The organism is Polaromonas sp. YR568, from assembly GCF_943369675.1.
Lineage (GTDB): Bacteria > Pseudomonadota > Gammaproteobacteria > Burkholderiales > Burkholderiaceae_C > Polaromonas.
Map to the genome: position 1 here is coordinate 17109 of NZ_CALROB020000002.1, position 21336 is coordinate 38444.

20 protein-coding genes and 3 tRNA genes are annotated in these 21336 nt (G+C 61.9%); 18 read left to right on the top strand and 5 right to left on the bottom strand.

The window, feature by feature from the left end; translation table 11 throughout:
* Positions 1-34: 34 nt before the first annotated feature.
* Genes ACLV8F_RS01165 through ACLV8F_RS01185 form a run of 5 tightly spaced genes read left to right on the top strand, consistent with a single transcriptional unit; the run spans position 35 to position 5985 of the window.
* Positions 35-223: a hypothetical protein gene (locus ACLV8F_RS01165; RefSeq protein ID WP_411882414.1), complete on the top strand. Its 189-nt coding sequence runs from the start codon at positions 35-37 to the stop codon at positions 221-223.
* The gene (locus ACLV8F_RS01170; RefSeq protein ID WP_411882415.1) at positions 223-2205 is read left to right on the top strand and encodes a restriction endonuclease subunit S; all 1983 of its coding nucleotides are present in this window, start codon (positions 223-225) and stop codon (positions 2203-2205) included. Before ACLV8F_RS01165 ends, ACLV8F_RS01170 begins: the two co-directional genes overlap by 1 nt.
* Complete coding sequence (locus ACLV8F_RS01175) at positions 2205-4043, top strand: AAA family ATPase (RefSeq protein ID WP_411882416.1); 1839 nt, start codon at positions 2205-2207, stop codon at positions 4041-4043. The genes ACLV8F_RS01170 and ACLV8F_RS01175 overlap by 1 nt, the downstream gene beginning before the upstream one ends.
* A 44-nt stretch (positions 4044-4087) precedes the next feature.
* A complete protein-coding gene (locus ACLV8F_RS01180; RefSeq protein WP_411882417.1) occupies positions 4088-4891 on the top strand; it encodes a hypothetical protein in 804 nt (267 codons plus the stop codon).
* A gap of 2 nt (positions 4892-4893) precedes the next feature.
* Entirely contained in the window at positions 4894-5985 is a 1092-nt protein-coding gene (locus tag ACLV8F_RS01185) for an endonuclease NucS domain-containing protein (protein WP_411882418.1), read from the top strand.
* A 70-nt stretch (positions 5986-6055) separates the two neighbouring features.
* On the opposite strand, the gene argG is transcribed toward ACLV8F_RS01185, so the two are convergent.
* Both argG and ACLV8F_RS01195 read right to left on the bottom strand, forming a co-directional pair.
* Positions 6056-7384, bottom strand: coding sequence for an argininosuccinate synthase (argG, locus tag ACLV8F_RS01190; RefSeq protein ID WP_411882419.1), 1329 nt, complete (start codon positions 7382-7384; stop codon positions 6056-6058).
* 42 nt (positions 7385-7426) lie between these two features.
* On the bottom strand, positions 7427-7753 hold the full coding sequence (locus ACLV8F_RS01195; protein ID WP_411882420.1) for a pyrimidine/purine nucleoside phosphorylase: 327 nt from the start codon (positions 7751-7753) through the stop codon (positions 7427-7429).
* Positions 7754-7944: 191 nt separating this feature from the next.
* Between ACLV8F_RS01195 and ACLV8F_RS01200 the strand changes: the two genes are divergently transcribed.
* Positions 7945-8520, top strand: a complete 576-nt coding sequence (locus ACLV8F_RS01200; protein WP_411882421.1) for an RNA polymerase sigma factor — start codon at positions 7945-7947, stop codon at positions 8518-8520.
* An 85-nt stretch (positions 8521-8605) separates the two neighbouring features.
* Positions 8606-9376 (top strand): anti-sigma factor domain-containing protein, encoded by a 771-nt coding sequence (locus ACLV8F_RS01205; protein ID WP_411882422.1) that lies wholly within the window; start codon positions 8606-8608, stop codon positions 9374-9376.
* Positions 9377-9446: 70 nt separating this feature from the next.
* Here the strand turns inward: ACLV8F_RS01205 and ACLV8F_RS01210 are convergent, their stop codons facing one another.
* Both ACLV8F_RS01210 and ACLV8F_RS01215 read right to left on the bottom strand, forming a co-directional pair.
* Positions 9447-10187, bottom strand: a complete 741-nt coding sequence (locus ACLV8F_RS01210) for a glycine zipper 2TM domain-containing protein (RefSeq protein WP_411882423.1) — start codon at positions 10185-10187, stop codon at positions 9447-9449.
* A gap of 214 nt (positions 10188-10401) precedes the next feature.
* Positions 10402-10746, bottom strand: a complete 345-nt coding sequence (locus tag ACLV8F_RS01215; RefSeq protein ID WP_411882424.1) for an ArsC family reductase — start codon at positions 10744-10746, stop codon at positions 10402-10404.
* A gap of 162 nt (positions 10747-10908) precedes the next feature.
* On the opposite strand from ACLV8F_RS01215, the gene pip reads away from it, so the two are divergent.
* The 11 genes from pip to ACLV8F_RS01270 all read left to right on the top strand — a co-directional run bounded on the left by pip (position 10909) and on the right by ACLV8F_RS01270 (position 20075).
* On the top strand, positions 10909-11841 hold the full coding sequence (gene pip, locus ACLV8F_RS01220) for a prolyl aminopeptidase (protein WP_411882577.1): 933 nt from the start codon (positions 10909-10911) through the stop codon (positions 11839-11841).
* Positions 11842-11978: 137 nt separating this feature from the next.
* On the top strand, positions 11979-13286 hold the full coding sequence (gene folC / locus ACLV8F_RS01225) for a bifunctional tetrahydrofolate synthase/dihydrofolate synthase (protein WP_411882425.1): 1308 nt from the start codon (positions 11979-11981) through the stop codon (positions 13284-13286).
* Positions 13287-13377: 91 nt separating this feature from the next.
* Positions 13378-14166 carry an SPOR domain-containing protein gene (locus ACLV8F_RS01230; protein WP_411882426.1) on the top strand — a complete coding sequence of 263 codons (789 nt, stop codon included), beginning with the start codon at positions 13378-13380 and terminating at the stop codon, positions 14164-14166.
* 17 nt (positions 14167-14183) lie between these two features.
* Positions 14184-14669: a CvpA family protein gene (locus ACLV8F_RS01235; RefSeq protein ID WP_411882427.1), complete on the top strand. Its 486-nt coding sequence runs from the start codon at positions 14184-14186 to the stop codon at positions 14667-14669.
* Positions 14670-14703: 34 nt separating this feature from the next.
* On the top strand, positions 14704-16233 hold the full coding sequence (gene purF, locus ACLV8F_RS01240) for an amidophosphoribosyltransferase (RefSeq protein ID WP_411882428.1): 1530 nt from the start codon (positions 14704-14706) through the stop codon (positions 16231-16233).
* A gap of 2 nt (positions 16234-16235) precedes the next feature.
* Positions 16236-17453 (top strand): O-succinylhomoserine sulfhydrylase, encoded by a 1218-nt coding sequence (locus ACLV8F_RS01245; protein ID WP_411882429.1) that lies wholly within the window; start codon positions 16236-16238, stop codon positions 17451-17453.
* Positions 17454-17461: 8 nt separating this feature from the next.
* Entirely contained in the window at positions 17462-18856 is a 1395-nt protein-coding gene (gltX, locus tag ACLV8F_RS01250; RefSeq protein ID WP_411882430.1) for a glutamate--tRNA ligase, read from the top strand.
* A gap of 76 nt (positions 18857-18932) precedes the next feature.
* Positions 18933-19008, top strand: a tRNA-Ala gene (locus ACLV8F_RS01255).
* A 77-nt stretch (positions 19009-19085) separates the two neighbouring features.
* A tRNA-Glu gene (locus ACLV8F_RS01260) sits at positions 19086-19161 on the top strand.
* A gap of 99 nt (positions 19162-19260) precedes the next feature.
* Positions 19261-19337 (top strand) — tRNA-Asp (locus ACLV8F_RS01265).
* Positions 19338-19415: 78 nt separating this feature from the next.
* Positions 19416-20075: a DUF1345 domain-containing protein gene (locus ACLV8F_RS01270; RefSeq protein WP_411882431.1), complete on the top strand. Its 660-nt coding sequence runs from the start codon at positions 19416-19418 to the stop codon at positions 20073-20075.
* A 16-nt stretch (positions 20076-20091) separates the two neighbouring features.
* On the opposite strand, the gene ACLV8F_RS01275 is transcribed toward ACLV8F_RS01270, so the two are convergent.
* On the bottom strand, positions 20092-21273 hold the full coding sequence (locus ACLV8F_RS01275; protein ID WP_411882432.1) for a serine hydrolase domain-containing protein: 1182 nt from the start codon (positions 21271-21273) through the stop codon (positions 20092-20094).
* Positions 21274-21336: the final 63 nt, after the last annotated feature.

The window sequence follows — 21336 nt, forward strand, 5'->3', positions numbered from 1 at the left end:
AACATCTCCGACACCGGCGACGCTTCCAGGGCGAATGGACAACGAACTGTTCAAGGACGAGCGAACGCCACGCGGCAAGCAAATTGTCTTCGCAGTGTCGAGACAATTGGAGACCGAATACCTCACCGCCCTGTCACCCAAGGAAGTGCTGCAAGCCAGGCTGCACGAAGCCGTTGCGCAATCGTGCGCGCGGCTGGAAAACCGCAGCGGGGAGCGCCATTGATGGACGCGCAACAATTTCTGGCCGAGTTCGGGCATATCGCGAATGCGCCAAACGGTGTTCTGCGTTTGCGTGAGCTGGTGCTTGTTTTGGCTATGCAGGGAAGGTTGCTGCCGCAACTACCGAATGAGCAAGCGAATGAACTTTTTGATACTGTAAAAAGAGAAAAACAGGAGTCCGTCAGTTCCGGTTTGATACGCCGTCCCACACCACTGCCTGGACTTATGAAGCGAGAAGAGCCTCATTCGATTCCAGGCAACTGGCTATGGGTAAGGTTCGGCGACATCGCAACACACAACTCAGGCAAGACGCTCGATTCGGTGCGAAACAGCGGCTTGCCGCGTGACTACATTACGACATCAAATTTGTATTGGGGCAGGTTCGATCTTACGAATGTAAGAACGATGCTCATTCGCGAGGAAGAGTTGGAAAAATGCTCGGCCAGGAAAGATGATTTGCTGATCTGCGAAGGTGGTGAAGCTGGACGAGCTGCAGTATGGACAGCCGACTACGAAGTTTGCTTCCAGAATCATGTCCATCGTGCAAGATTCTTCGGATCGATCAATCCGTTCTTTGCCTATCGCTTCTTCGAAAAACTGAATGCGACAGGTGAGAACAATGCTCATCGCAAAGGGATCGGGATTTCAAATCTTTCGAGCAAAGCGTTGGCGATGATTCCATTTCCGTTGCCGCCACTCGAAGAGCAAAATCGCATCGTTGCCAAAATCGATGAGCTGATGGCGCTGTGCGACAAGCTGGAGGATGAGCAGCAGAAACGCCGCAAACTGCAAAATAGCCTGCGCCAAGCCACTCTGCAAGCCCTTGCCAACGCCCAAAGTCCACACGAACTGCTAGCCAGCTGGACACGGCTGGAAGCGAACTTCGGCCGCTTGTTCAGCGCGCCAGAGGATGTGGTCACGCTCAAATTACTGATGCTAAATATGGCGATGCGTGGTTTTCTGGTTGACCAGTCTGGACTGGACACTTCAGCACACAAGCAGCTTCAGGCAGTTGAAGCAGAGCGACTGCAGCGAGTGGCCGACAGGATAATTAAAGCAAGTACCGCAATTCCATTGCCACGTACGGAAGAATTGCCTTATCTGCTCCCCAAGGGTTGGGCATGGGCAAGAGTCGCGGACTTAGTTGCAGTTGGTACAGGTGCAACGCCTAGAAAATCGGAGAACGATTACTACGGTGGAGAGACCCCTTGGTACACAAGCGCTGCAACCAATGACAAGTTCGCCCGCGTACCCGAAACGTACATCACCGAAAAAGCATTGCACGAGACCAATTGCAAGATATTTCCAGCAGGGTCTTTAATTGTGGCCCTTTACGGACAAGGAAAAACTCGCGGGCAAGTTAGTGAGCTGACCTTGGCAGGAGCAACAAATCAAGCGATTGCGGCATTGGTTTTTTTTGAAGCTTCAGTCAGAACAAAAAGGTTTCTGAAGTATTACTTCGAAAAAATCTACGACGAAATCAGACTACAAGCCGAAGGCGGGCCTCAACCCAATCTGAGCGTTGGAAAAATCAAAGAGACGTTTGTACCGCTTCCCCCGATCGAGGAACAAGAGCGAATAGTTGCTCGACTGAATGAGTTACTAGGGAAATGCGACGGTATGAGTGACCTGCTCAAGGCTAAGAATGCAGCGGCTCAGCAACTGGCGCGCGCTGCCGTCTCAAGTCTTACTGGTATTGCCGTCGAACAAGAGGAAGACAAACCCGTGAAAGTCCCGCAAACCGAATTGATTTCGAAGCTGCGTCTGGGCCAGGCGCCCAGCGTCAAGGAGCAAGCGCCTCTGGCCAGTATTCTGGCTCGCCACAAAGGCGAGCTTGCAACCCAAGACCTGTGGCAACGCTCCACGCTAGAGATCGATGCCTTCTACGCGCAGCTCAAGACCGAAGTCGCCCAGGGCTGGATCGAAGAGCCGCAGGTGGCTGATGTGCTTGAAAAAATCGAGAAGACCGATAAAGCCGAGGCCTGATGCAACTGCGCTATCTCGCCATTCCGCATTTCCGCAATCTGCGCGGCGCCGAGCTCACGTTTTCGACGCGACTGGAGGCCGTGTCCGGTCGCCCGGCAGAAGCGCCGCGGCCCATCCGCAGCCATGCGCTGATCGGTCAGAACGGCACGGGCAAATCCAACCTGATCGAAGCGCTAATCACTATCTTCCGCAATATCGATCTGGATGAGCCGAGTCATACGCTCGACAAGCAGCCACTGGATTACACGTTGGAATACGAGATTCGCGGGCGAATCGTGAAGCTGCAGGCCGACACGGCCAAACAGAAGCTGCCCTATGTATGGGTAGATGGCGAGAAGCAGTCGCAAGGCTGGTTGCTGAAAAACCGCGAGTTGTTGCCCTCCCATGTGTTTGCCTACTACTCCGGTCGCAATGAGCGCATTGAGGCGCTATTTCAGGAGCATCAGCGGCGCTTCAACCGTCGGCAGGAAATTGTGGTGGCAGAGAAGCTCACTGGCGAGGCGCTGGCCAGCCTGTATCGCAATGCGGACTTCGACGCCGAGGCCGCTGAAAAACTGCATCGCGACATAGAGAACCGGGATCGACAGTTGGGTGACGACCGCTTGCGCCGACTTTTCTACTGCCGAGGAGGACATAGCCAACTGGTGTTGCTGGCTTGCCTGCTATCCGATGACCCGGTCTTCCAGAACGTGCTGAAGAACCTGCACATCGAGTCATTGGAGTCCGCGCTGTTTGTGCTGAAGGAGCCGCATCGCTTGCGCACCAAGCGACGCGAGAGCAAGTTCGAGGAAAACGAACTCAACGAGGGCGACCCACGCTTCTGGTACGCGCGTGGCAATGTGGTGAGCGAGTTTCTGGACAAGCTATGGCAGGTAGCCTGGGCACCGATTGCACAGGAGGTGGACAAGCAGATCGATTTCCGTGGCCGCACCGAGAAGCAACGCCAGCTCTACCTCTATGTGCCCAGCCAGGCCAAGCTCAAGCAATTGGGCGAACTGGTGGGCGGCACTGACAGTTTTTTTCGCTATGCCGAGGGGGCCTATATTGGCGACCTGATCGAGGAGGTGCGCATCACGGTAAAGAAGCGCGAGCTGGGTGACGGGCATGATGGCAAGGTCAGTTTCACCCAGCTTTCGGAAGGCGAGCTGCAGATGCTTACGGTATTGGGCCTCATGCGTATCACGCGTGACGATCACTGCCTGTTCCTCCTCGACGAGCCCGATACCCATCTCAACCCACTGTGGAAGCTGCGTCTGCTTGACGAGATCAACGATGCGATGAGCAACGAGGCGGGTTTGGGCGCAGCGGGAGAATCGCAGGTGCTGCTGACCACGCACGACCCGATTCTGCTGGGGAACTTGCAGCGCGAGCAAGTGCATGTGATACGGCAAACTAATACTGGCACTGAGATTGAGGTACCCAGCATTCATCCGCAAGGGATGGGGGTCGCCGGACTGCTCAAAAGTGAGCTTTTTGGCTTGCCATCGACCCTCGATCAGCAAACGTTAAAAGATCTGGATCGTCGGAACGAGCTGTTGGCCAAGGAGGCCAGAGGCGAATTAATTGAGGGGGAACCTGACGAACTGGAGGGACTCAAGGATTACCTAACAGATTTGGGTTTTGCGCGAGAGTATCGCGACCCGCTTTATCAGCTGTTCATTCAGAAGATGTACGAGGCGCGTAGTTTGCCGATGGCTGAGTTGCTAACGCCTGAGCAACAGCAGCAGCAAGACAAGCTGGCTGAAGAAATTACGAAAGCCATGACGGCTGATAAAAGAATGAGTGAGATGGCTTCCTTGGCAAAGGCCTTGAAACCAGAGACGGGGGAGTCTGCGTGAGGCCCGTGCGTATTCCTGTTGGAAGTACTCCACCGCAGAATTGGATGGATGAGGCGCAGGCCCTTACGGAGCAGCTCAAGAACGCTCCTGATGACAAGACGCGAATCGCCTTGGTATTCGCGCATCGAAAGTTGTGGCGAGATCCACGCCTATTGAATTGGCTTACCGAAATTCACCATCACAAGTGTTGGTATAGCGAAGCTAAGGAGTCGGTATCGTCCTATCACGTCGACCACTTCCGGCCCAAAGGCCGTGCGGCACAGATTGATAAGACAGAGCGGCCTGGTTACTGGTGGCTGACGTTTGATTGGAAGAACTACCGGCTTGCTGGGCAGCTACTGAATGTCAAAAAGCGGGATCTGTTTCCGGTCCAGTTACCTGGTGTGGCACAGGCTGCTTTGCCTCTAACCCTTCAGGCTGAAGGTTCTCTTCTGATTGACCCGCTGACCAATGACGCGTGGTTTATGTCATTTGAGCGGATAGATGACGAAGCATGCTTGGCAACAGCTTGCCCGGGCTTGACTCAGCCGAAGACTGATCGCGTAGCACTGACTATCGAAATCTTGGGCTTGAATCGATTGCCCATGTTGAATAGAAACCGAGCAGATGTTTGGGATCGTTGTTTGGAGAGAATCAAGGAATACAACGATGCAGACACTAACCCCATGATTCATACTCAGGAAGCGTTACGCCTTGTCGCGGCACGAGGGTTAGCGCAGCTTTGTGCGGAAGATCAGGAGTTTTCATCCGTAGCTAAAGCCTGTGTCGATAAACAGGCTCCGACGGAGCTGCGCATGCTGGTGAATGATCTGCTTACGCACCCCGAATTGCTGAAGATCGCAGCTTAACTATGCCCATCCACCATGCCATCTGGCGCGTCGGCGAAACACCAATCCTGCTGAACACCACGCGCCTGACCAGCGAGCAGCAGCTCGAAGACATGATCGTGCGTGATCCGCGCATCCTCTCCAGCGAATGGATGTTAGTTGGGCGACAGGAGCGCACCAGCGACGGTGGCATTGTTGACTTATTGGCGATCGCTCCTGATGGTTCGCTGGTGTTGATTGAGCTCAAGCGGGGTCGTACACCACGGGATGTGGTGGCGCAGGCACTGGACTATGCTGAATGGGTATCGCGGCTTACAGCGGACCGGTTGGTGCAGATCTATGCGCGGTTCTCGAATGGTGGGCGGCTGGAGGATGCTTTCTATAGTCGGTTTGGTGCGATGCTGGACGAAGAGTCTTTGAATCAGTCGCATCAAATTGTGTTGGTGGCGGCGGAGTTAGATCCAGCCACCGAGCGCATCGTGAGCTACTTGAATGCGCGTGATATTCCAATCAATGTGATGTTCTTCACCGTGTTTCAGCACGGTGATGAGCACTTGCTGAGCCGGGCATGGCTACTTGACCCCGGCGAGACGCAGGTCAATGCGGCGCAGACAAGCAGTGCGCTTACTGGCGAGGGGCGTGAGCCATGGAATGGCGAGTTTTACGTGTCTTACGGACACCGCAGCTGGGAAGATGCACTTCGCTTTGGCTTTGTGAGCGGCGGTGGGGGGGCTTGGTATAGCCAAACGCTGAAGCTGCTTCAGCCGGGCGACCGGGTCTGGGTCAAGATCCCCGGAACGGGATATGTGGGTGTTGGCAGGGTGCTCGAGCCGGTGCAACCGGGTACATCATTTCTTGTGAAGACGCCAACAGGCGAAAAGCCAGTTCTAGAGGTTTTGCAAAACGCGGAACACTACATGTCGCTGGCTGGCGACGCGGAGCGTGCCGAGTACTTTGTTCGGGTTCAATGGCTCGACACTCGCGAGGAAAAAGGCGCAATCAATGAGCTAGGTTTGTTCGGAAACCAGAACACCGTATGCAAACCGACTAGCCCCAAATGGCGACATACTGTGGAGCGCTTGAAGACACTCTTCAAGCATTGGGATAGCAAGTAGTACGGAAAAAACAAAGCCCACCAGGCTCTCGTCTGGTGGGCTTTGTTTTTTAAGCTAAGTCAGTTCTGACTTACTTACCCAGCTTCAAAAAGTCATCCCCCTTGCCCAACTCCAGCAACCCGGCATTGGAATAAATCCCCAGCTTGTCACGCGTGTCCACGATGTCCAGGTTGCGCATGGTCAGCTGGCCGATGCGGTCGGCCGGCGAGAAGGGCGCGTCCTCGACTTTTTCCATGCTCAGGCGTTCGGGCTTGTAGGTCAGGTTGGTGGAGACGGTGTTGAGGATGGAATAGTCGTTGCCGCGGCGCAGTTCGACCGTGACTTCGCCGGTGACGGCGCTGGCCACCCAGCGCTGGGCGGTTTCGCGCAGCATGATGGCCTGCGGGTCGAACCAGCGGCCCTGGTACAGCAGGCGGCCGAGCTTGCGGCCGTTGTCGCGGTATTGTTCGATGGTGTCTTCGTTGTGGATGCCGGTGACCAGGCGCTCGTAGGCGATGAACAGCAGCGCCAGACCCGGGGCTTCGTAGATGCCGCGGCTTTTGGCTTCGATGATGCGGTTTTCGATCTGGTCGCTCATGCCGAGGCCGTGGCGCCCGCCAATGCGGTTGGCTTCCAGGATCAGTTCGACCAGGCTGCTGAAGGTCTTGCCGTTCAGCGCGACGGGGCGGCCTTCTTCAAAGCGCACCGTGACTTCCTCACGCTTGACCTCGACGTCGTCTTTCCAGAAGGCCAGGCCCATGATGGGGTTGACGATCTTCATGCCGGTGGCCAGGTGTTCCAGGTCCTTGGCCTCGTGCGTGGCGCCCAGCATGTTGGAGTCGGTGGAGTAGGCTTTTTCGGCCGACATCTTGTAGCCGAAGCCGGCTTGGGTCATGAAAGCCGACATTTCGGCGCGGCCGCCCAGTTCGTCGATGAAGAGCTGGTCCAGCCAGGGTTTGTAGATCTTCAGGTCGGGGTTGGTCAGCAGGCCGTAGCGGTAAAAGCGCTCGATGTCGTTGCCCTTGAAGGTGCTGCCGTCGCCCCAGATGTTGACCTGGTCCTCTTTCATGGCCGACACCAGCATGGTGCCCGTCACGGCGCGGCCCAGCGGCGTGGTGTTGAAGTAGGTGACGCCGGCGGTGGTGATGTGGAAGGCGCCGCTTTGCAGGGCGGCAATGCCTTCGGCGGCCAGCTGGTTGCGGCAGTCGATCAGGCGGGCTTTTTCGGCGCCGTACTGCATGGCCTTGCGCGGGATTTCGTCATAGTCGGGCTCGTCGGGCTGGCCGAGGTTGGCGGTGTAGGCGTAGGGGATTGCGCCCTTGAGCTTCATCCAGTGCAGTGCGGCGCTGGTGTCGAGACCGCCGGAAAAGGCGATGCCGACTTTCTGGCCGGCGGGGAGGTTCTGGAGGATGGTGGCCATGGAGGATTCCTGGAAGATGCTGGAGGATGCGTAAAGAGGGGATCAGCCGAAATGGCAGATGTAGTGGTAGGCCGCTTCGCCTGCGGCAACGCGGATCTCGAATTTGGCGTTGCCGGGCACGCTGAATTTCTCTCCGGCCGAGGACTTGACCCAGTTCTCGCTGCCGGCGAGTTTGTATTCGCAGGCGCCGGCCACGCATTCCATGATCTCGGGCGCGCCGGTGCTGAAGGTGAGGGTGGCCGGCAGGATCACGCCCACCGATTTTTTGCTGCCGTCGGCAAAAGTGATGCCATGGCTCACGCATTTGCCGTCAAAGTACACATTGGCCTGGGTGCTGACGCTGACGTTGTCGATTTTTTCGGTGGGCATGGGAGGCTTGGAAAGTGAAAAAAGGCGAAGAGGGCGAAGAAAGGGCCGGGGCCGGCAGGAAACACCGCGCATCGCGGCCCGGCGCTCAAAACCGCTGATTTTAGGTCACGCGCAGGCCCCCGGGCCGGGCCGGCGCTGAATCCGTTGGGCGCCCTGTCGCGTATTCCCTTCAATGCCTGACAATGTTGTCCATGAAACCAGAAAGCCCGGATATTCAATTGATTGCACTGATTGACCGTGTGGCCCAGGCCGATGAATCGGCTTTGCGGGAGCTGTACGAGCTGACCTCGTCCAAGCTCTACGGCGTCGCGGTGCGCGTGGTGACGAACCGCGAATGGGCCGAAGACGTGCTGCAGGAGGCTTTCCTGAACATCTGGCGCATTGCCGGCGACTACAAGGCGACCCTCTCGCCGCCCATGGCCTGGATGGGGCTGGTGGTGCGCAGCCGCGGCCTGGATTTCTTGCGGCGCCGGGCCTCGGACCGCGCCGACCTCATGCAGGAACTCGACGACGTGATTTCCGATACCGTGGCGGGCGACTCGCCCAACCCCATGGACACGACACAGGCGAGCGAACAGGCCTGGGCCCTGCACCAGTGCCTGGGCCAGCTGGAACACAAACAGCGCGAAGTGGTGAGCCTGGCGTATTTGCGCGACCTGAGCCATGGCGAGCTGGCTGAGCAATTGAAATTGCCGCTGGGCACCGTGAAGACCTGGATACGCCGCGGCCTGGAACAGCTGCGCGGCTGCATGGCGAGGTTCGCATGAATATGGCCCCCACTCTTGTCGCTTCGCGTACTACGCTGCCCCCCGAGGGGGCTAATTTTCCTTGGGGCGGCCCGGCGGAAAATTTATGAATATCCAGAACAACCCCTCCCTCATGGACCAGCTGGCGGCCAGCTATGCGCTGGGCACCTTGCGTGGCGGCGCGCGCCGCCGTTTTGAGACACTGGCCCGTGACAACGCCACGCTGCGCGCCGCGGCGCTGGTCTGGCAAAGCCGCCTCGCGTCCGTGGCCGAACTGCAGCCGCAGGAGGCGCCCAGCCCTGTCGTGTGGAAGCGCATTGAAAACCTCGTGAAGGCCGACAAAGAAGCGCGCGCCATGCACGCTGCACGAGCTGCTCCGGCGGCCGGCGGCTGGTGGGCCAGCCTGGGCCTGTGGCGCGGCGGTGCTGCGGCGGGTGCGCTGGCCACCGTGGCGGCGGTCGTGGTCGGCCTGAATGTCAACGGCCGGCTCAGCGGCCAGGTCAGCGAACTGACCGCCAGATTGACAGCCGCGCCCGAGATCGAATACGTGGCCGTGCTGACCGATGACAAGGCTTCGGCCTCGCTGCTGGTGACCTTTGACCCCAAGAACAAAACCCTTGCGCTCAAGCGCGTCGGCGGTTTCAGGGAGCAGCCTGACAAGTCCCTGGAGCTGTGGGCCCTGCCGCCCGGCGCTGCGCCCAAATCGCTGGGTGTGCTTGGTGCCGACCCCGTGGTTCGCCTGACCGCCGCGGGCACCGATATGCGGCAGGTGCCGGCACTGGCGATCTCGCTGGAACCCAAGGGCGGCGTGCCAGCGGGCAGCGGGCCTAGCGGGCCGATATTGTTTAAGGGCGCGCTCATCGAGACGCCGAAGTAAGGGCATAGCGAACGTGCAACAAAAAAAGGGCGTCAGTGACGCCCTTTTTTGATTCAGCCGAAAGGCGGTTTTAGCGCCAGCGGCCGTGGCCGTGGCCGTAGCCCCGGCTGTAGCCGAAGTTCAGCGAGACGCCGATGGGCGGGTAATACGGTGCGTAGTAAGGCCGGGGATAGTAGGCCGGGTACACAGCGGGCTGTACATAAACCGGCTGTGCATAGGCCGGTTGCACATAGGTCGTGCCTTGCTCGACGACGTAGCCCGGTTGCACGGGAACCGTCTGGTTGTAGGCCTGGGGCTGTGGTGCGGACTGGAAGGTCTGCGGCGCGGGCGTCATCGCGCCGACGGGCGAGACCTGCAGGCGCACATACTGGCCGGGGTCGGTGGCCATCTGGGTGGTGTACTGAGTGCCCTGGTATTCATAGACCACGTTGAAGTGGCTGGGGCGGTTTTCGTAGTAGGTCTGCGTCGTGCATTGCTGCATGTTCTGGACCTGGTTGTTAGAGCCCTCGATGCGGTCGCCGATCATGGCGCCGCCGACCAGGCCGATCACCGTGGCCACCGCACGGCCGCCGCCATTGCCAATGGCGTTGCCGGCTGCGCCGCCGGCCAGGGCGCCCATCAAGGCACCCGCGCCTGAATTGGGGGACTGCGTGATGACCGGCTGGTTGCTGCACACCTGGCGCGGCACGGCGACCTGTTGCACCACCGGCGTGCTGGAAATCACGCGCGCCAGGATGTCCATGGCGGAAGCCGGCACGGCGGCAAAGCCTGCGGCTGCGGCGAGGGTGGAGAGGACGAGTGCTTTTTTCATGGTTCAAACCCTTTTCAGCAAATGGCTGAAGTTGCGCCGCCCGGTAGGCCTGCCCGGGGTGCGGGCGGCGGCTCTGGCAGCTAAGACGATTTTAGTAAGTCAGAGTCGTTTTGGGGCTTTGAGTTCGGTAAATCGGCGGTAAAGCTGCCTGGGGACAGTGAATCACGGTTCTGGCGGGCAAAAAACGTGAAAAAGCACGCGGTTTAACGTGGGTTCAGACCCGAGCCGCCCAGGCCGCGGCATCAAACCCGACCGTCATGTCCTTGCCCCAGTCGACAACGGGACGCTTGATGACGCTGGGATTGGCCAGCATCAAGGCCTGCGCGCCGGCGCTGTCCTGTGCGCCGGCCTGCGTTGCCGCGTCCAGCTTGCGCCAGGTCGTGCCCTTGCGGTTGAGCAGCGTTTCCCAGCCGGCGGCTTGCGCCCAGCGCGCCAGTTGGTCGGGCGGGACGCCCTGCTTTTTGAAGTCGTGGAACTGGTAGTCGACGCCGTGTTCGGTGAGCCAGGTACGGGCCTTTTTGACCGTGTCGCAATTGGGGATGCCGTAAAGAATGATCATGCGGTGATTCTGGCAGATGCAAGGGGGCGCGGGCGGGCCGACGCCAAGGCTGGAATAATGAAACGACGACGCCTTGCCCGCGCCCTGTTCGCCTCAACACTTCACGGATTGCCCTTCATGACCGCTGCCTCGGCCACGCCCCCTGATTCTTCTGAAACCGTCCTGTATCCGCCCATTGAGCCCTTTCGCACCGGCGTCCTGGAAACCGGCGACGGCCATTCAGTCTATTGGGAGCTCTGCGGCAACCCCGATGGCAAACCGGCGGTGTTCCTGCACGGCGGCCCGGGCGCGGGCTGTTCGCCCGAGCACCGACGCCTGTTCGACCCCGAGCGTTATTGCGTGCTGCTGTTCGACCAGCGCGGCTGCGGCCGTTCGCGCCCCAGCGCGTCGCTGGACAACAACACGACCTGGGACCTGGTGGCCGACATCGAGCGCCTGCGTGCGCTGCTGGGCGTGGAGCGCTGGCTGGTGTTCGGGGGCTCCTGGGGCAGCACGCTGGCGCTGGCCTATGTGCAAAAGCACCCGGCCCAGGTGTCCGAACTGATCCTGCGCGGCATCTTCGCGCTGCGGCGTGCCGAGGTGCTGTGGTACTACCAGGAAGGGGCGTCCTGGCTGTTCCCCGACCTGTGGGAGGGTTTTCTCGCGCCCATTCCCGAGGCCGAGCGCGGCGACCTGATGGCCGCCTACCGCAAACGCCTGGTCGGCACCGACAGGGCGGCGCAACTGGCGGCCGCGCGCGCCTGGAGCCTCTGGGAAGGCCAGACCATCACGCTGCTGCCCGACCCGGCCTTTACCGCGCTGCACGGAGGCGACGACTTCGCGCTGGCCTTCGCGCGCATTGAAAACCATTTTTTCGTGCACGCCGGCTGGCTCGAAGAAGGCCAGCTGATACGTGACGCGCACAAGCTGGCCGGTATTCCCGGTGTGATCGTGCAGGGCCGCTACGACATCGCCACGCCGGCCAAGACCGCCTGGGATTTGCACCGTGCCTGGCCCGAAGCGGACTTCCAGCTGGTCGCCGATGCCGGCCATGCCTTCAATGAGCCCGGCATCCTGCAAAGACTTGTTGCTGCAACGGACCGTTTCGCCAAATAAGCTCGAACACCCCCGTTGACGCTCACTGCGTGTAGCGTCCTCCCCCCCTTGCAGGGGGCGGCGCCTGCGACCGGCAAAGCCGGACCGCGGCCCCTGCTGAACAAGGGAAAAAGCGTTTTGCGACAATGCTGGGCTGTATGCAAAACCTGAAAACTCTCGACGACTGGCTGGCCTACTGCGAGCACCTGCACCCCGTGGGCATAGACATGGGCCTGGTGCGCATCAGCGCCGTCGCCAAACGCATGGGCCTGGCCTTCGATTGCCCCATCATCACGGTGGCGGGCACCAACGGCAAGGGTTCGACCTGCGCCATGCTCGAAGCCATCCTGCTGCAGGCCGGTTACCGCACAGGCGTGTTCACCTCGCCGCACCTGGTGCATTTTGAAGAGCGTTGCCGCGTGCGCGGCGACATTGTGAGCGCTGCCGCGCTTGTCGCCCAGTTCGAGCGCGTCGAGGCGGCCCGCACGCAGGGCGAGGCGATTTCGCTGACCTATTTTGAATTCACCACCCTGACCATCCTGCAGTTGTTGGCCGATGCGAAGCTGGACGTGGTGATCCTGGAAGTCGGCCTGGGCGGGCGGCTGGATGCCGTCAACATGCTGGACGCCGACTGCGCGGTGATCACCAGCATAGACCTGGACCACATGGAATACCTGGGCCCGGACCGCGAAAGCATAGGCCGCGAAAAAGCCGGCATCATGCGCGCCGGCAAGCCTGTCATCGTGAGCGACCCGGTGCCGCCGCAAAGCGTGATTGACCACGCTGCCGCAGTGGGCGCTGACTTGTGGCGCTTCGGCACGGATTTCAATTTCTCGGGCGACAAGCAGCAGTGGGGCTGGGCCGGGCGCGGGCGCCGGTATGCGGGGCTGGCCTACCCGGCGCTGCGCGGGGCCAACCAGCTGGTCAATGCCTCGGGCGTGCTCGCGGCGCTGACGGCCTTGCGCGACCGCATTCCGGTGACGGCCCAGGCGGTGCGCAACGGCCTTTCCATGGTCGAGCTGCCCGGGCGTTTCCAGATCGTGCCGGGCCAGCCCACGCTGGTGCTGGACGTGGCGCACAACCCGCATTCGGTGGCCGCGCTGGCCGAAAACCTCGACGCCATGGGTTTTTACCCCTGCACCCACGCGGTGTTCGGCGCCATGGCGGACAAAGACCTCGCCCCCATGCTGGCCCGGGTGGGGCCCCTCATCGACAAGTGGTATTTCACCGATTTGCCGACGCCGCGCGCTGCCACGGCGGCCGATTTGCAGGCGCGCTGGAAGGCGGCCAATACCCGTCCCGACGCCACCTCCGGCACCTATTCATCCCCCGAAGCGGCCCTGCAGGCGGCGGTCGGGGCCGCGACCCCCGCTGATAGAATTGTCGTGTTCGGCTCGTTCTACACGGTGGGCGGCATCTTGAAGGACGGCGTGCCGCGTCTTTTGGCCCCGCACCTGGCCAGCTAAAGCCGTACACACCGGCCCGGCCGGGTGTTTTGCAGGGCCTGGAGCCCACGTTCACCGCCAACGTCACCCCTTATCGGATTCAAGCCACACCATGCCGTTTTTCAACTTCCGCCGGGGCGGCTCCAACACTGCCCCCAATGCCGGGCCAGCCGCTCAACCGGAAAGCGTGGAAGTGATGCGCAAGCGCGCCAAGCACCGCCTGATCGGCTCGGCCGTGCTGGTGCTGATAGGCGTGGTGGGTTTCCCGCTGCTGTTCGACACCCAGCCCCGGCCCATCCCGGTCGACATTCCCATCGAAATCCCCGGCAAGAGCACGGTCAAGCCGCTGGTGGTGCCGGCGGCCACGGCGCCTGCCGCAACAGCGACCCCCACACCAAACCCGACCCCGGCCGAAAAAGTGGCCGCCAACGCCAGCCTGGCGCCCAGGGAAGAAATCTTGCCGTCCAAACCGGCTGTTGCCGCTTCCGCGCCTGTGGCCAAACCCGAGCCCAAGCCCGAACCGAAGCCAGTGGCCAAGCCCGAACCGAAGCCTGAAGCAAAGCCTGAACCCAAGCCGGCCGCCAAACCCGCCGCTGCCAATGCCGACGCGGCCCGTGCCAGCGCGCTGCTCAACGGCACGACGCCGCCGCCCGCAGCCGCCGCTGAGTCTGAAGGCCGGCTGGTGGTGCAGGTGGGCGCTTTTGCCGACGTCGCCAAGGCGCGCGAGGCCCGCCTGAAACTCGAAAAAGCCGGTTTGAAGACCTATACACAAGTCGCCGAAACCAAAGACGGCAAGCGCATACGGGTCCGTGTGGGGCCGTTTGCCACCAAGGCCGAGGCTGAAAAAGCGGCCGGAAAAATCAAGGCCCTTGATTTGCCCGCCGCCATCCTGACCTTGTAATCAGTACTGGCTGATTCGTGACGGCTGTTGACTGGGTTTTGCTGGGGGTGCTGGTGTTTTCCATGCTGCTGGGCGCATGGCGCGGCCTGGTGTACGAGGTGTTGTCGGTGCTGGGCTGGGTGGTGTCGTTTTTTGTGGCGCAATGGTTTGCGCCCGACCTGGCCACCCGATTGCCCGTGCAGTCCGCCTCCGACCCGGTGCGCTACGCGGCGGCGTTTGTGCTGATTTTCATCGCCACGGTGTTCGCGGCGGGGCTGCTGGCTTTCATCTTCAAGAAGCTGGTTGCCGCCATCGGCCTGGCCCCTGTGGACCGTGTGCTGGGCGCCGCCTTCGGCGTGTTGCGCGGAGTGATTTTGCTGCTGGCGGCGACTGTCGTGATCGACATGACGGCGCTGAAAACCAGCAGCTGGTGGCAGGAATCCAAGGGCGCGCCGGTGCTGGCGGCCACGCTTAAAGCCCTGAAGCCGGTGCTGCCTGAAAAATTTGCGAAATATTTAACCTAACTTTGAAGAGTCAACTCATCATGATCGGAACACCATGTGCGGGATAGTCGGCGTCGTCAGCAAAGCCCCGGTCAACCAGCTCATCTATGACGGCCTGCTGCTGCTGCAGCATCGCGGCCAGGATGCCGCCGGCATCGTCACGCAGCAGGGGCGCAAGTTCTACATGCACAAGGCCAAGGGCATGGTGCGCGACGTGTTCCGCACCCGCAACATGCGCGCGCTGCCGGGCACGGTGGGCTTGGGCCAGGTGCGCTACCCGACGGCCGGCAACGCCTACAGCGAAGACGAGGCTCAGCCCTTTTACGTCAACGCGCCCTTCGGCCTGGTGCTGTCGCACAACGGCAACCTGACCAACGCGGCCGAGCTCAAGGCCGAGCTCTTCAACACCGACCACCGCCACATCAACACCGACAGCGACTCCGAAGTGCTGCTCAACGTGCTGGCGCACGAACTCGAAAAAACCACGCGCGGCCTGCCGCTCAAACCCGTCGACGTGTTTGCCGCCGTGCGCGGCGTGCACAAGCGCGTGAAGGGCTCTTATGCCGTCGTCGCGCTGATCGCCGGCCACGGCCTGCTGGCGTTCCGCGACCCCTTCGGCATCCGCCCCCTGTGCATAGGCCGCGGCCAGAACGAGGGCGGCGACACCGTCATGGTGGCCAGCGAATCGGTGGCGCTGGAAGGCACCTCGCACCAGTTCGAGCGCGACATCGCGCCGGGCGAGGGCGTGTTTGTGGACATGGACGGCGTGGTGCACGCCGAGCAATGCGCACCTAACGCAAAACTCAATCCCTGCATCTTTGAATTTGTCTACCTGGCGCGTCCCGACTCGGTGCTGGACGGCATCTCGGTCTACCAGGCCCGCCTGAACCTCGGCGAGACGCTGGCCAAGCGCGTGGTCTCCACCGTGCCGCCCAGCGAGATCGACGTGATCATCCCGATTCCCGAATCCAGCCGCCCCAGCGCCACGCAGCTGGCGCACCTGCTGGGCATTCCCTACCGCGAAGGTTTCGTCAAGAACCGCTACGTGGGCCGCACTTTCATCATGCCGGGGCAGGGCGTGCGCAAGAAATCCGTGCGCCAGAAGCTCAATGTGATCGCCAGCGAGTTCAAGGGCCGCAACGTGCTGCTGGTCGACGACTCCATCGTGCGCGGCACCACCAGCCGCGAGATCGTGCAGATGGCGCGCGACGCCGGCGCCAAGAAGGTCTACCTGGCCAGCGCCGCGCCGCCTGTGCGTTTCCCCAACGTCTACGGCATCGACATGCCGACGCCGGGCGAGCTTGTGGCGCATGGCCGCACCGTTGAAGAAATCCGCGAAGTGATTGGCTGCGACGCGCTGATCTACCAGGACGTCGACGGCATGAAACGCGCGATCGGCTCGCTGAACACCAAGCTCGACGGCTTCGACGCCTCCTGCTTTGACGGCGTTTACATCACGGGCGACGTCACGGCCGAAACCATTGCCGCGATGAACTCGCAGCGCGCCGACACCGCCGAAAAAATCGGTGAAGACAGCGACGTGGACGTGTCCCGTCTGGCGCTGCCCAATCCGCAGGAAGCCTGAGCATGACGACCAAAAGAAAGCTGCCCGACAACCTGCACCGCGACACGCTGGCCGTGCGCGTCGCGCTGGAGCCCAGCCAGCACGGCGAGAACTCCGAAGCGCTGTACCTGACCAGCGGCTTTGTGCAGCCCGATGCCGAAACCTCGGCGCGGCGTTTTGCAGACCCGACGGAAGGCTACACCTACGGCCGCACCTCCAACCCCACGGTGACCAGCTTTGAGCGCCGCCTCGCCGCGCTCGAGGGCACGGAAGCGGCCATAGGCGCCTCGACCGGCATGGGCGCTATCCTGATGATGTGCATGGGCCTGCTCAAGGCAGGCGACCACGTGATCTGCTCGCGCTCCATGTTCGGCTCGACGATTGCGCTCATAGGCCGCGAGTTCGGCAAGTTCGGCGTCGAGACCACGTTTGTGTCGCAGACTTATGTGGCCGAATGGAAGGCCGCGTTGCGCCCGACCACCAAGCTCTTGTTTGCCGAAACGCCGACCAACCCGCTGACCGAAGTCTGCGACATCCGTGCACTGGCCGACCTGGCGCACAGCGTGGGCGCATTGCTTGCAGTCGACAACTGCTTTTGCTCGCCCGCGCTGCAGCGCCCCGTCGAGTTCGGCGCCGACCTCATCATCCATTCTGGCACCAAGTACCTCGACGGCCAGGGCCGCGTCATGGCCGGCGCGATCTGCGGCCCGTCCAAATACATCGTCGACGTGTTCGGGCCTATCGTGCGCACCGCCGGCATGACGCTGGCGCCCTTCAACGCCTGGGTCGTGCTCAAGGGCCTTGAAACCCTGAGCATCCGCATGCAGGCCCAAAGCGCCAACGCGCTGGCCGTCGCGCAGTGGCTGGAAACCCAGCCCGCCGTGGCGCGCGTGTATTACCCCGGCCTGCCGTCGCACCCACAACACGCGCTGGCCATGCGCCAGCAGTCGGGGCTGGGCGGCGCGGTGCTGGCCTTCGACCTGCGCGGCGGCACGCCCGAGGTGGCGCGCGCCAATGCCTTCCAGGTGATCAACAGCACACAGGTGCTCAGCATCGCCACCAACCTGGGCGACACCAAAACCATCATCAGCCATTCGGCCACCACCTCGCACGGGCGCCTGAGCGAAGAACAGCGCCAGGCCGCCGGCATAGGCCAGGGCCTGATCCGCCTGGCCGTCGGGCTGGACCACGTGGACGACATCAAGGCCGACCTTTCGCGCGGCCTGAACAGCATCGCATGACAGCCCCCATGACCCAAAAGACCCGCACCCGTTTCGCCCCGTCACCGACAGGCTTTATCCACCTCGGCAACATTCGCTCCGCGCTGTACCCGTGGGCTTTTGCCCGCGCCACCGGCGGCGACTTCATCCTGCGCATTGAAGACACCGACGTGGAGCGTTCCAGCCAGGAAGCCGTCGACGTCATCATCGAAGGCATGCGCTGGCTGGGCCTGAACCACGACGAAGGCCCGTTCTTCCAGATGCAGCGCATGGACCGCTACAAGGCCGTGCTTGCTCAGATGCAGACGGACGGCCTGGTCTACCCTTGCTACATGAGCGTGGCCGAGCTCGACGCCCTGCGCGAAAAGCAGATGGCGGCCAAGGAAAAGCCGCGCTACGACGGCACCTGGCGCCCCGCCCCCGGCAAAACTCTGCCGCCCGTGCCCGAAGGCGTGCAGCCCGTGCTGCGCTTCATGAACCCGCAGGGCGGCAGCGTGGTCTGGGACGACAAGGTCAAGGGTCGCATCGAGATCAGCAACGATGAACTCGACGACCTGGTGATCGCGCGGCCCGACGGCACGCCGACCTACAACTTCTGCGTGGTGGTCGACGACATCGACATGGCCATGACCCATGTGATTCGCGGCGACGACCACGTCAACAACACGCCGCGCCAGATCAACATCTTCAAGGCCCTGGGCAAGGAGCCGCCGGTGTATGCCCACCTGCCGACCGTGCTCAACGAGCAGGGCGAAAAGCTCAGCAAGCGCAACGGCGCCAAGCCGGTGACGCAGTACGCCGCCGAAGGCTATTTGCCCGATGCCATGGTCAATTACCTGGCGCGCCTGGGCTGGAGCCACGGCGACGACGAAATCTTCAGCCGTGAGCAGTTCATCGCCTGGTTCAACCTCGACCATCTGGGCAAGAGCGCCGCGCAGTTCGACGAAGCCAAGCTGCGCTGGGTCAATGGCCAGCACCTCAAGGCCATGGCCGACGACAAGCTCGCCGAAGCGGTTATGCCCTTCCTCGCGGCGCAGGGCGTCACAGGCCAGGACGCGGCCTGGGTCGCGCGCGGCTGCGGCCTCCTCAAGGACCGCTGCAGCACGCTGGTGGAACTGGCCGGCTGGCTGCAACGCCTGGTCACCGGCGGCCAGCCCGGCGCGGAAGACCTCGCCACGCACGTGACCGACGCCGTGCGTCCCGCGCTCGCCAAACTCGCGGACGCCTTGGGCGCCGCCGAGTGGAGCAAGGCTGCGATTTCCGCCGCCATCAAGCAGGTGCTGGCCGACACCGGCCTGAAGATGCCGCAGCTCGCCATGCCCGTGCGCGTGCTGGTTCTGGGCACGCCGCAAACCCCCTCGCTGGACGCGATTCTGGAGCTCATGAAGCGCGAAGATGTGGTCTCCCGGCTCAAGCTTGTTTGAAGGTTTGAAAAAGATCAAATTTTCGGGCTATAATTCAAGGCTCGACACAATTGCAGGGCAACTTGCAATGCTTGAAGGGGGTATAGCTCAGCTGGGAGAGCGCTTGCATGGCATGCAAGAGGTCAGCGGTTCGATCCCGCTTACCTCCACCAAAGTTTGTCGCGAAGAATTTGAAGTTAGCCGGGACTTTGTGTCACCACAAAAGCCCGTCCGGAAGTTCCAAGGTTTTGACCCTATCGTCTAGAGGCCTAGGACACCACCCTTTCACGGTGGCTACAGGGGTTCGAATCCCCTTAGGGTCGCCAGCATTCATCACCTCGTGTGGTGTCCAAGGCGCAAGTTGACAACCGCAGTCCCGCAAGGGCCAGCGACTTGGCTCGAAAGAGCGAATGTTGTCACTACCAGGAGTGGTAGTTCAGTTGGTTAGAATACCGGCCTGTCACGCCGGGGGTCGCGGGTTCGAGTCCCGTCCACTCCGCCAAATCCGAAAGGGCTTGCAAGATTTCTTGCAGGCCCTTTTTCTTTGGGCGTCGCCGGGCGCTGCCCCACAATGCATCCCATGCGCAAACATCTTTCCGAAACCACCGGCCTGCAACGGCTCACCCTGGGACTGGTCACCGGGCTGATCGTCGCGGCGCTGCCGTTGCCCCTGGGCTGGCAATTTTGCGGCCTGCTGGGCTGGTGCGCCGGCATAGGCGTTTACCTGGGGCTGGCCTGGTGGCTGTGCGTGCGCTTTGATGCCAAACGCACGCGCGAACGCGCGCAGGCGCAGGACGAACCCAGTGTGGTGCTGTTTTTGCTGATGCTGCTGGCCACCATGGCCTGCGTCGCGGCCATCACGGTCGTGATGCAGCAGGCCAAAGACCTGTCGGGCATGGCGCGCGCGCTGCATATCCTGTTGTGCGTCTCGGCGCTGGCCGCTTCCTGGCTGTTCATCCAGACGATTTACGCTTTCCGTTATGCCCACCGCTACTACCAGGAAGAAAAGCTCAACGAACCCGACGGGCCAGGCCTGTGTTTCCCCGGCGGGCTGGACCCGGACTATTTCGACTTTCTCTACTACTCCCACGTGGTCGGCATGACCTCGCAGGTTTCCGACGTGCAGGTCACCTCGCGCGAGATGCGCCGGCTTACGCTGGTGCACAGCGTGCTGTCTTTTGGGTTCAACATGCTGGTGCTGGCGCTCAGCATCAATGTGGTGGCGGGGGCGTTGCAGTAAGCGCCCACCGGCCCTTTTATTTCACGGTGGCCACGTAACGCGCGTAGAGCTTCCCTGCGAGCTTCTGCATCACATCATCCGTGTTCGGCGTCGCGACATTGGTCATGACGACGATGGACGCGTCGCGCTCGGTGTCCACCCAGATATAGGCCTTGTTCATGTTGTTGGAGCCGCCGTGGAAGGCCACGGGGTAGGCCGTCCAGGCCATCTTGGTGGAAGCCCAGCCCAGCGCGTATTGCGCTGCGCCCGCTACGGTGGTGGATGAGGTCGAGGCTGCCGACATGGAGACCACCGGCGTCACGAGTTTTTTCATGGTTTCGGGCTTGACCAGGAAGGGCGCGCGTTTGCCTTGCCCTGCCATCCAGCTGCCCCAGCGCGCGAAGTCGAGCACCGACATGTGGGCGGTGCCGGCCGGGCTGATGACCAGCGGGTTGTCTGCTTCTGGGCCGCCCAGCATGGGCTTGAGTTTGCCATCGACCAGCGTGTGGCCCAGCGGCGCGTCCATGCGGCCCAGCGTGGCCTGCGGGCCCAGGCCCGCGCTGGTCAGCTTGAGCGGCTTGAACACGCGCTCGAAGATCAGTTCTTCCCAGGATTTTTCACCGACGCGCTCAATCATCGCGCCCACCAGCGTGTAGCCGAGATTGGAATACGCGAAGCCGGTGCCGGGCTCGCGGGCCAGGGGCTTGGTGGCCACCTGCTGCAGCATCCAGTAGCGCTGCTCGTTGAGGTTGCCCGGCTGCCGCACCGCCTTGGCCAGCAGCACGTCGAAATCTTCGTTGTCCGATGGAAAGCCGCTGGTGTGCGACAGCAACTGGCTGAGGGTGACGCGGCTCACGCCGGCGTCCATGCCGGCGGCCAGTTCGGGGAAGACCTGGGCCAGCGTGCTGTCCCATTGCAGCTTGCCGCTTTCCACCATCATGGCGGCCAGCAACGCAGTCATGGCTTTGGTGTCGGAGCCGATGTGAAAGCGGTCCTGGTGCGTGACGGGGATGCTGGTGCCGACGCGGCGCGTGCCGCCCGTGCCCACGGCCATCAGCTTGCCTTTGCTCACCACCGCGGCCGCCAGCGCGGGGAAGCCTGCCTCTTTGGCTTCAGCCGTGACCATCGCATCGAGTGAGGCCTGGGCCCGTGCGCTGCCGATGCAGGCCAGCAGGCAAATACCCGTGAGCAGGGCGCGCAGGCCCGCTGGTGAAGTCAATGGGGTACGGCGCAAAGCCGCTCGGCCGTGTACGTGAGACTGCTGCATGTGAATCGCCCTCGT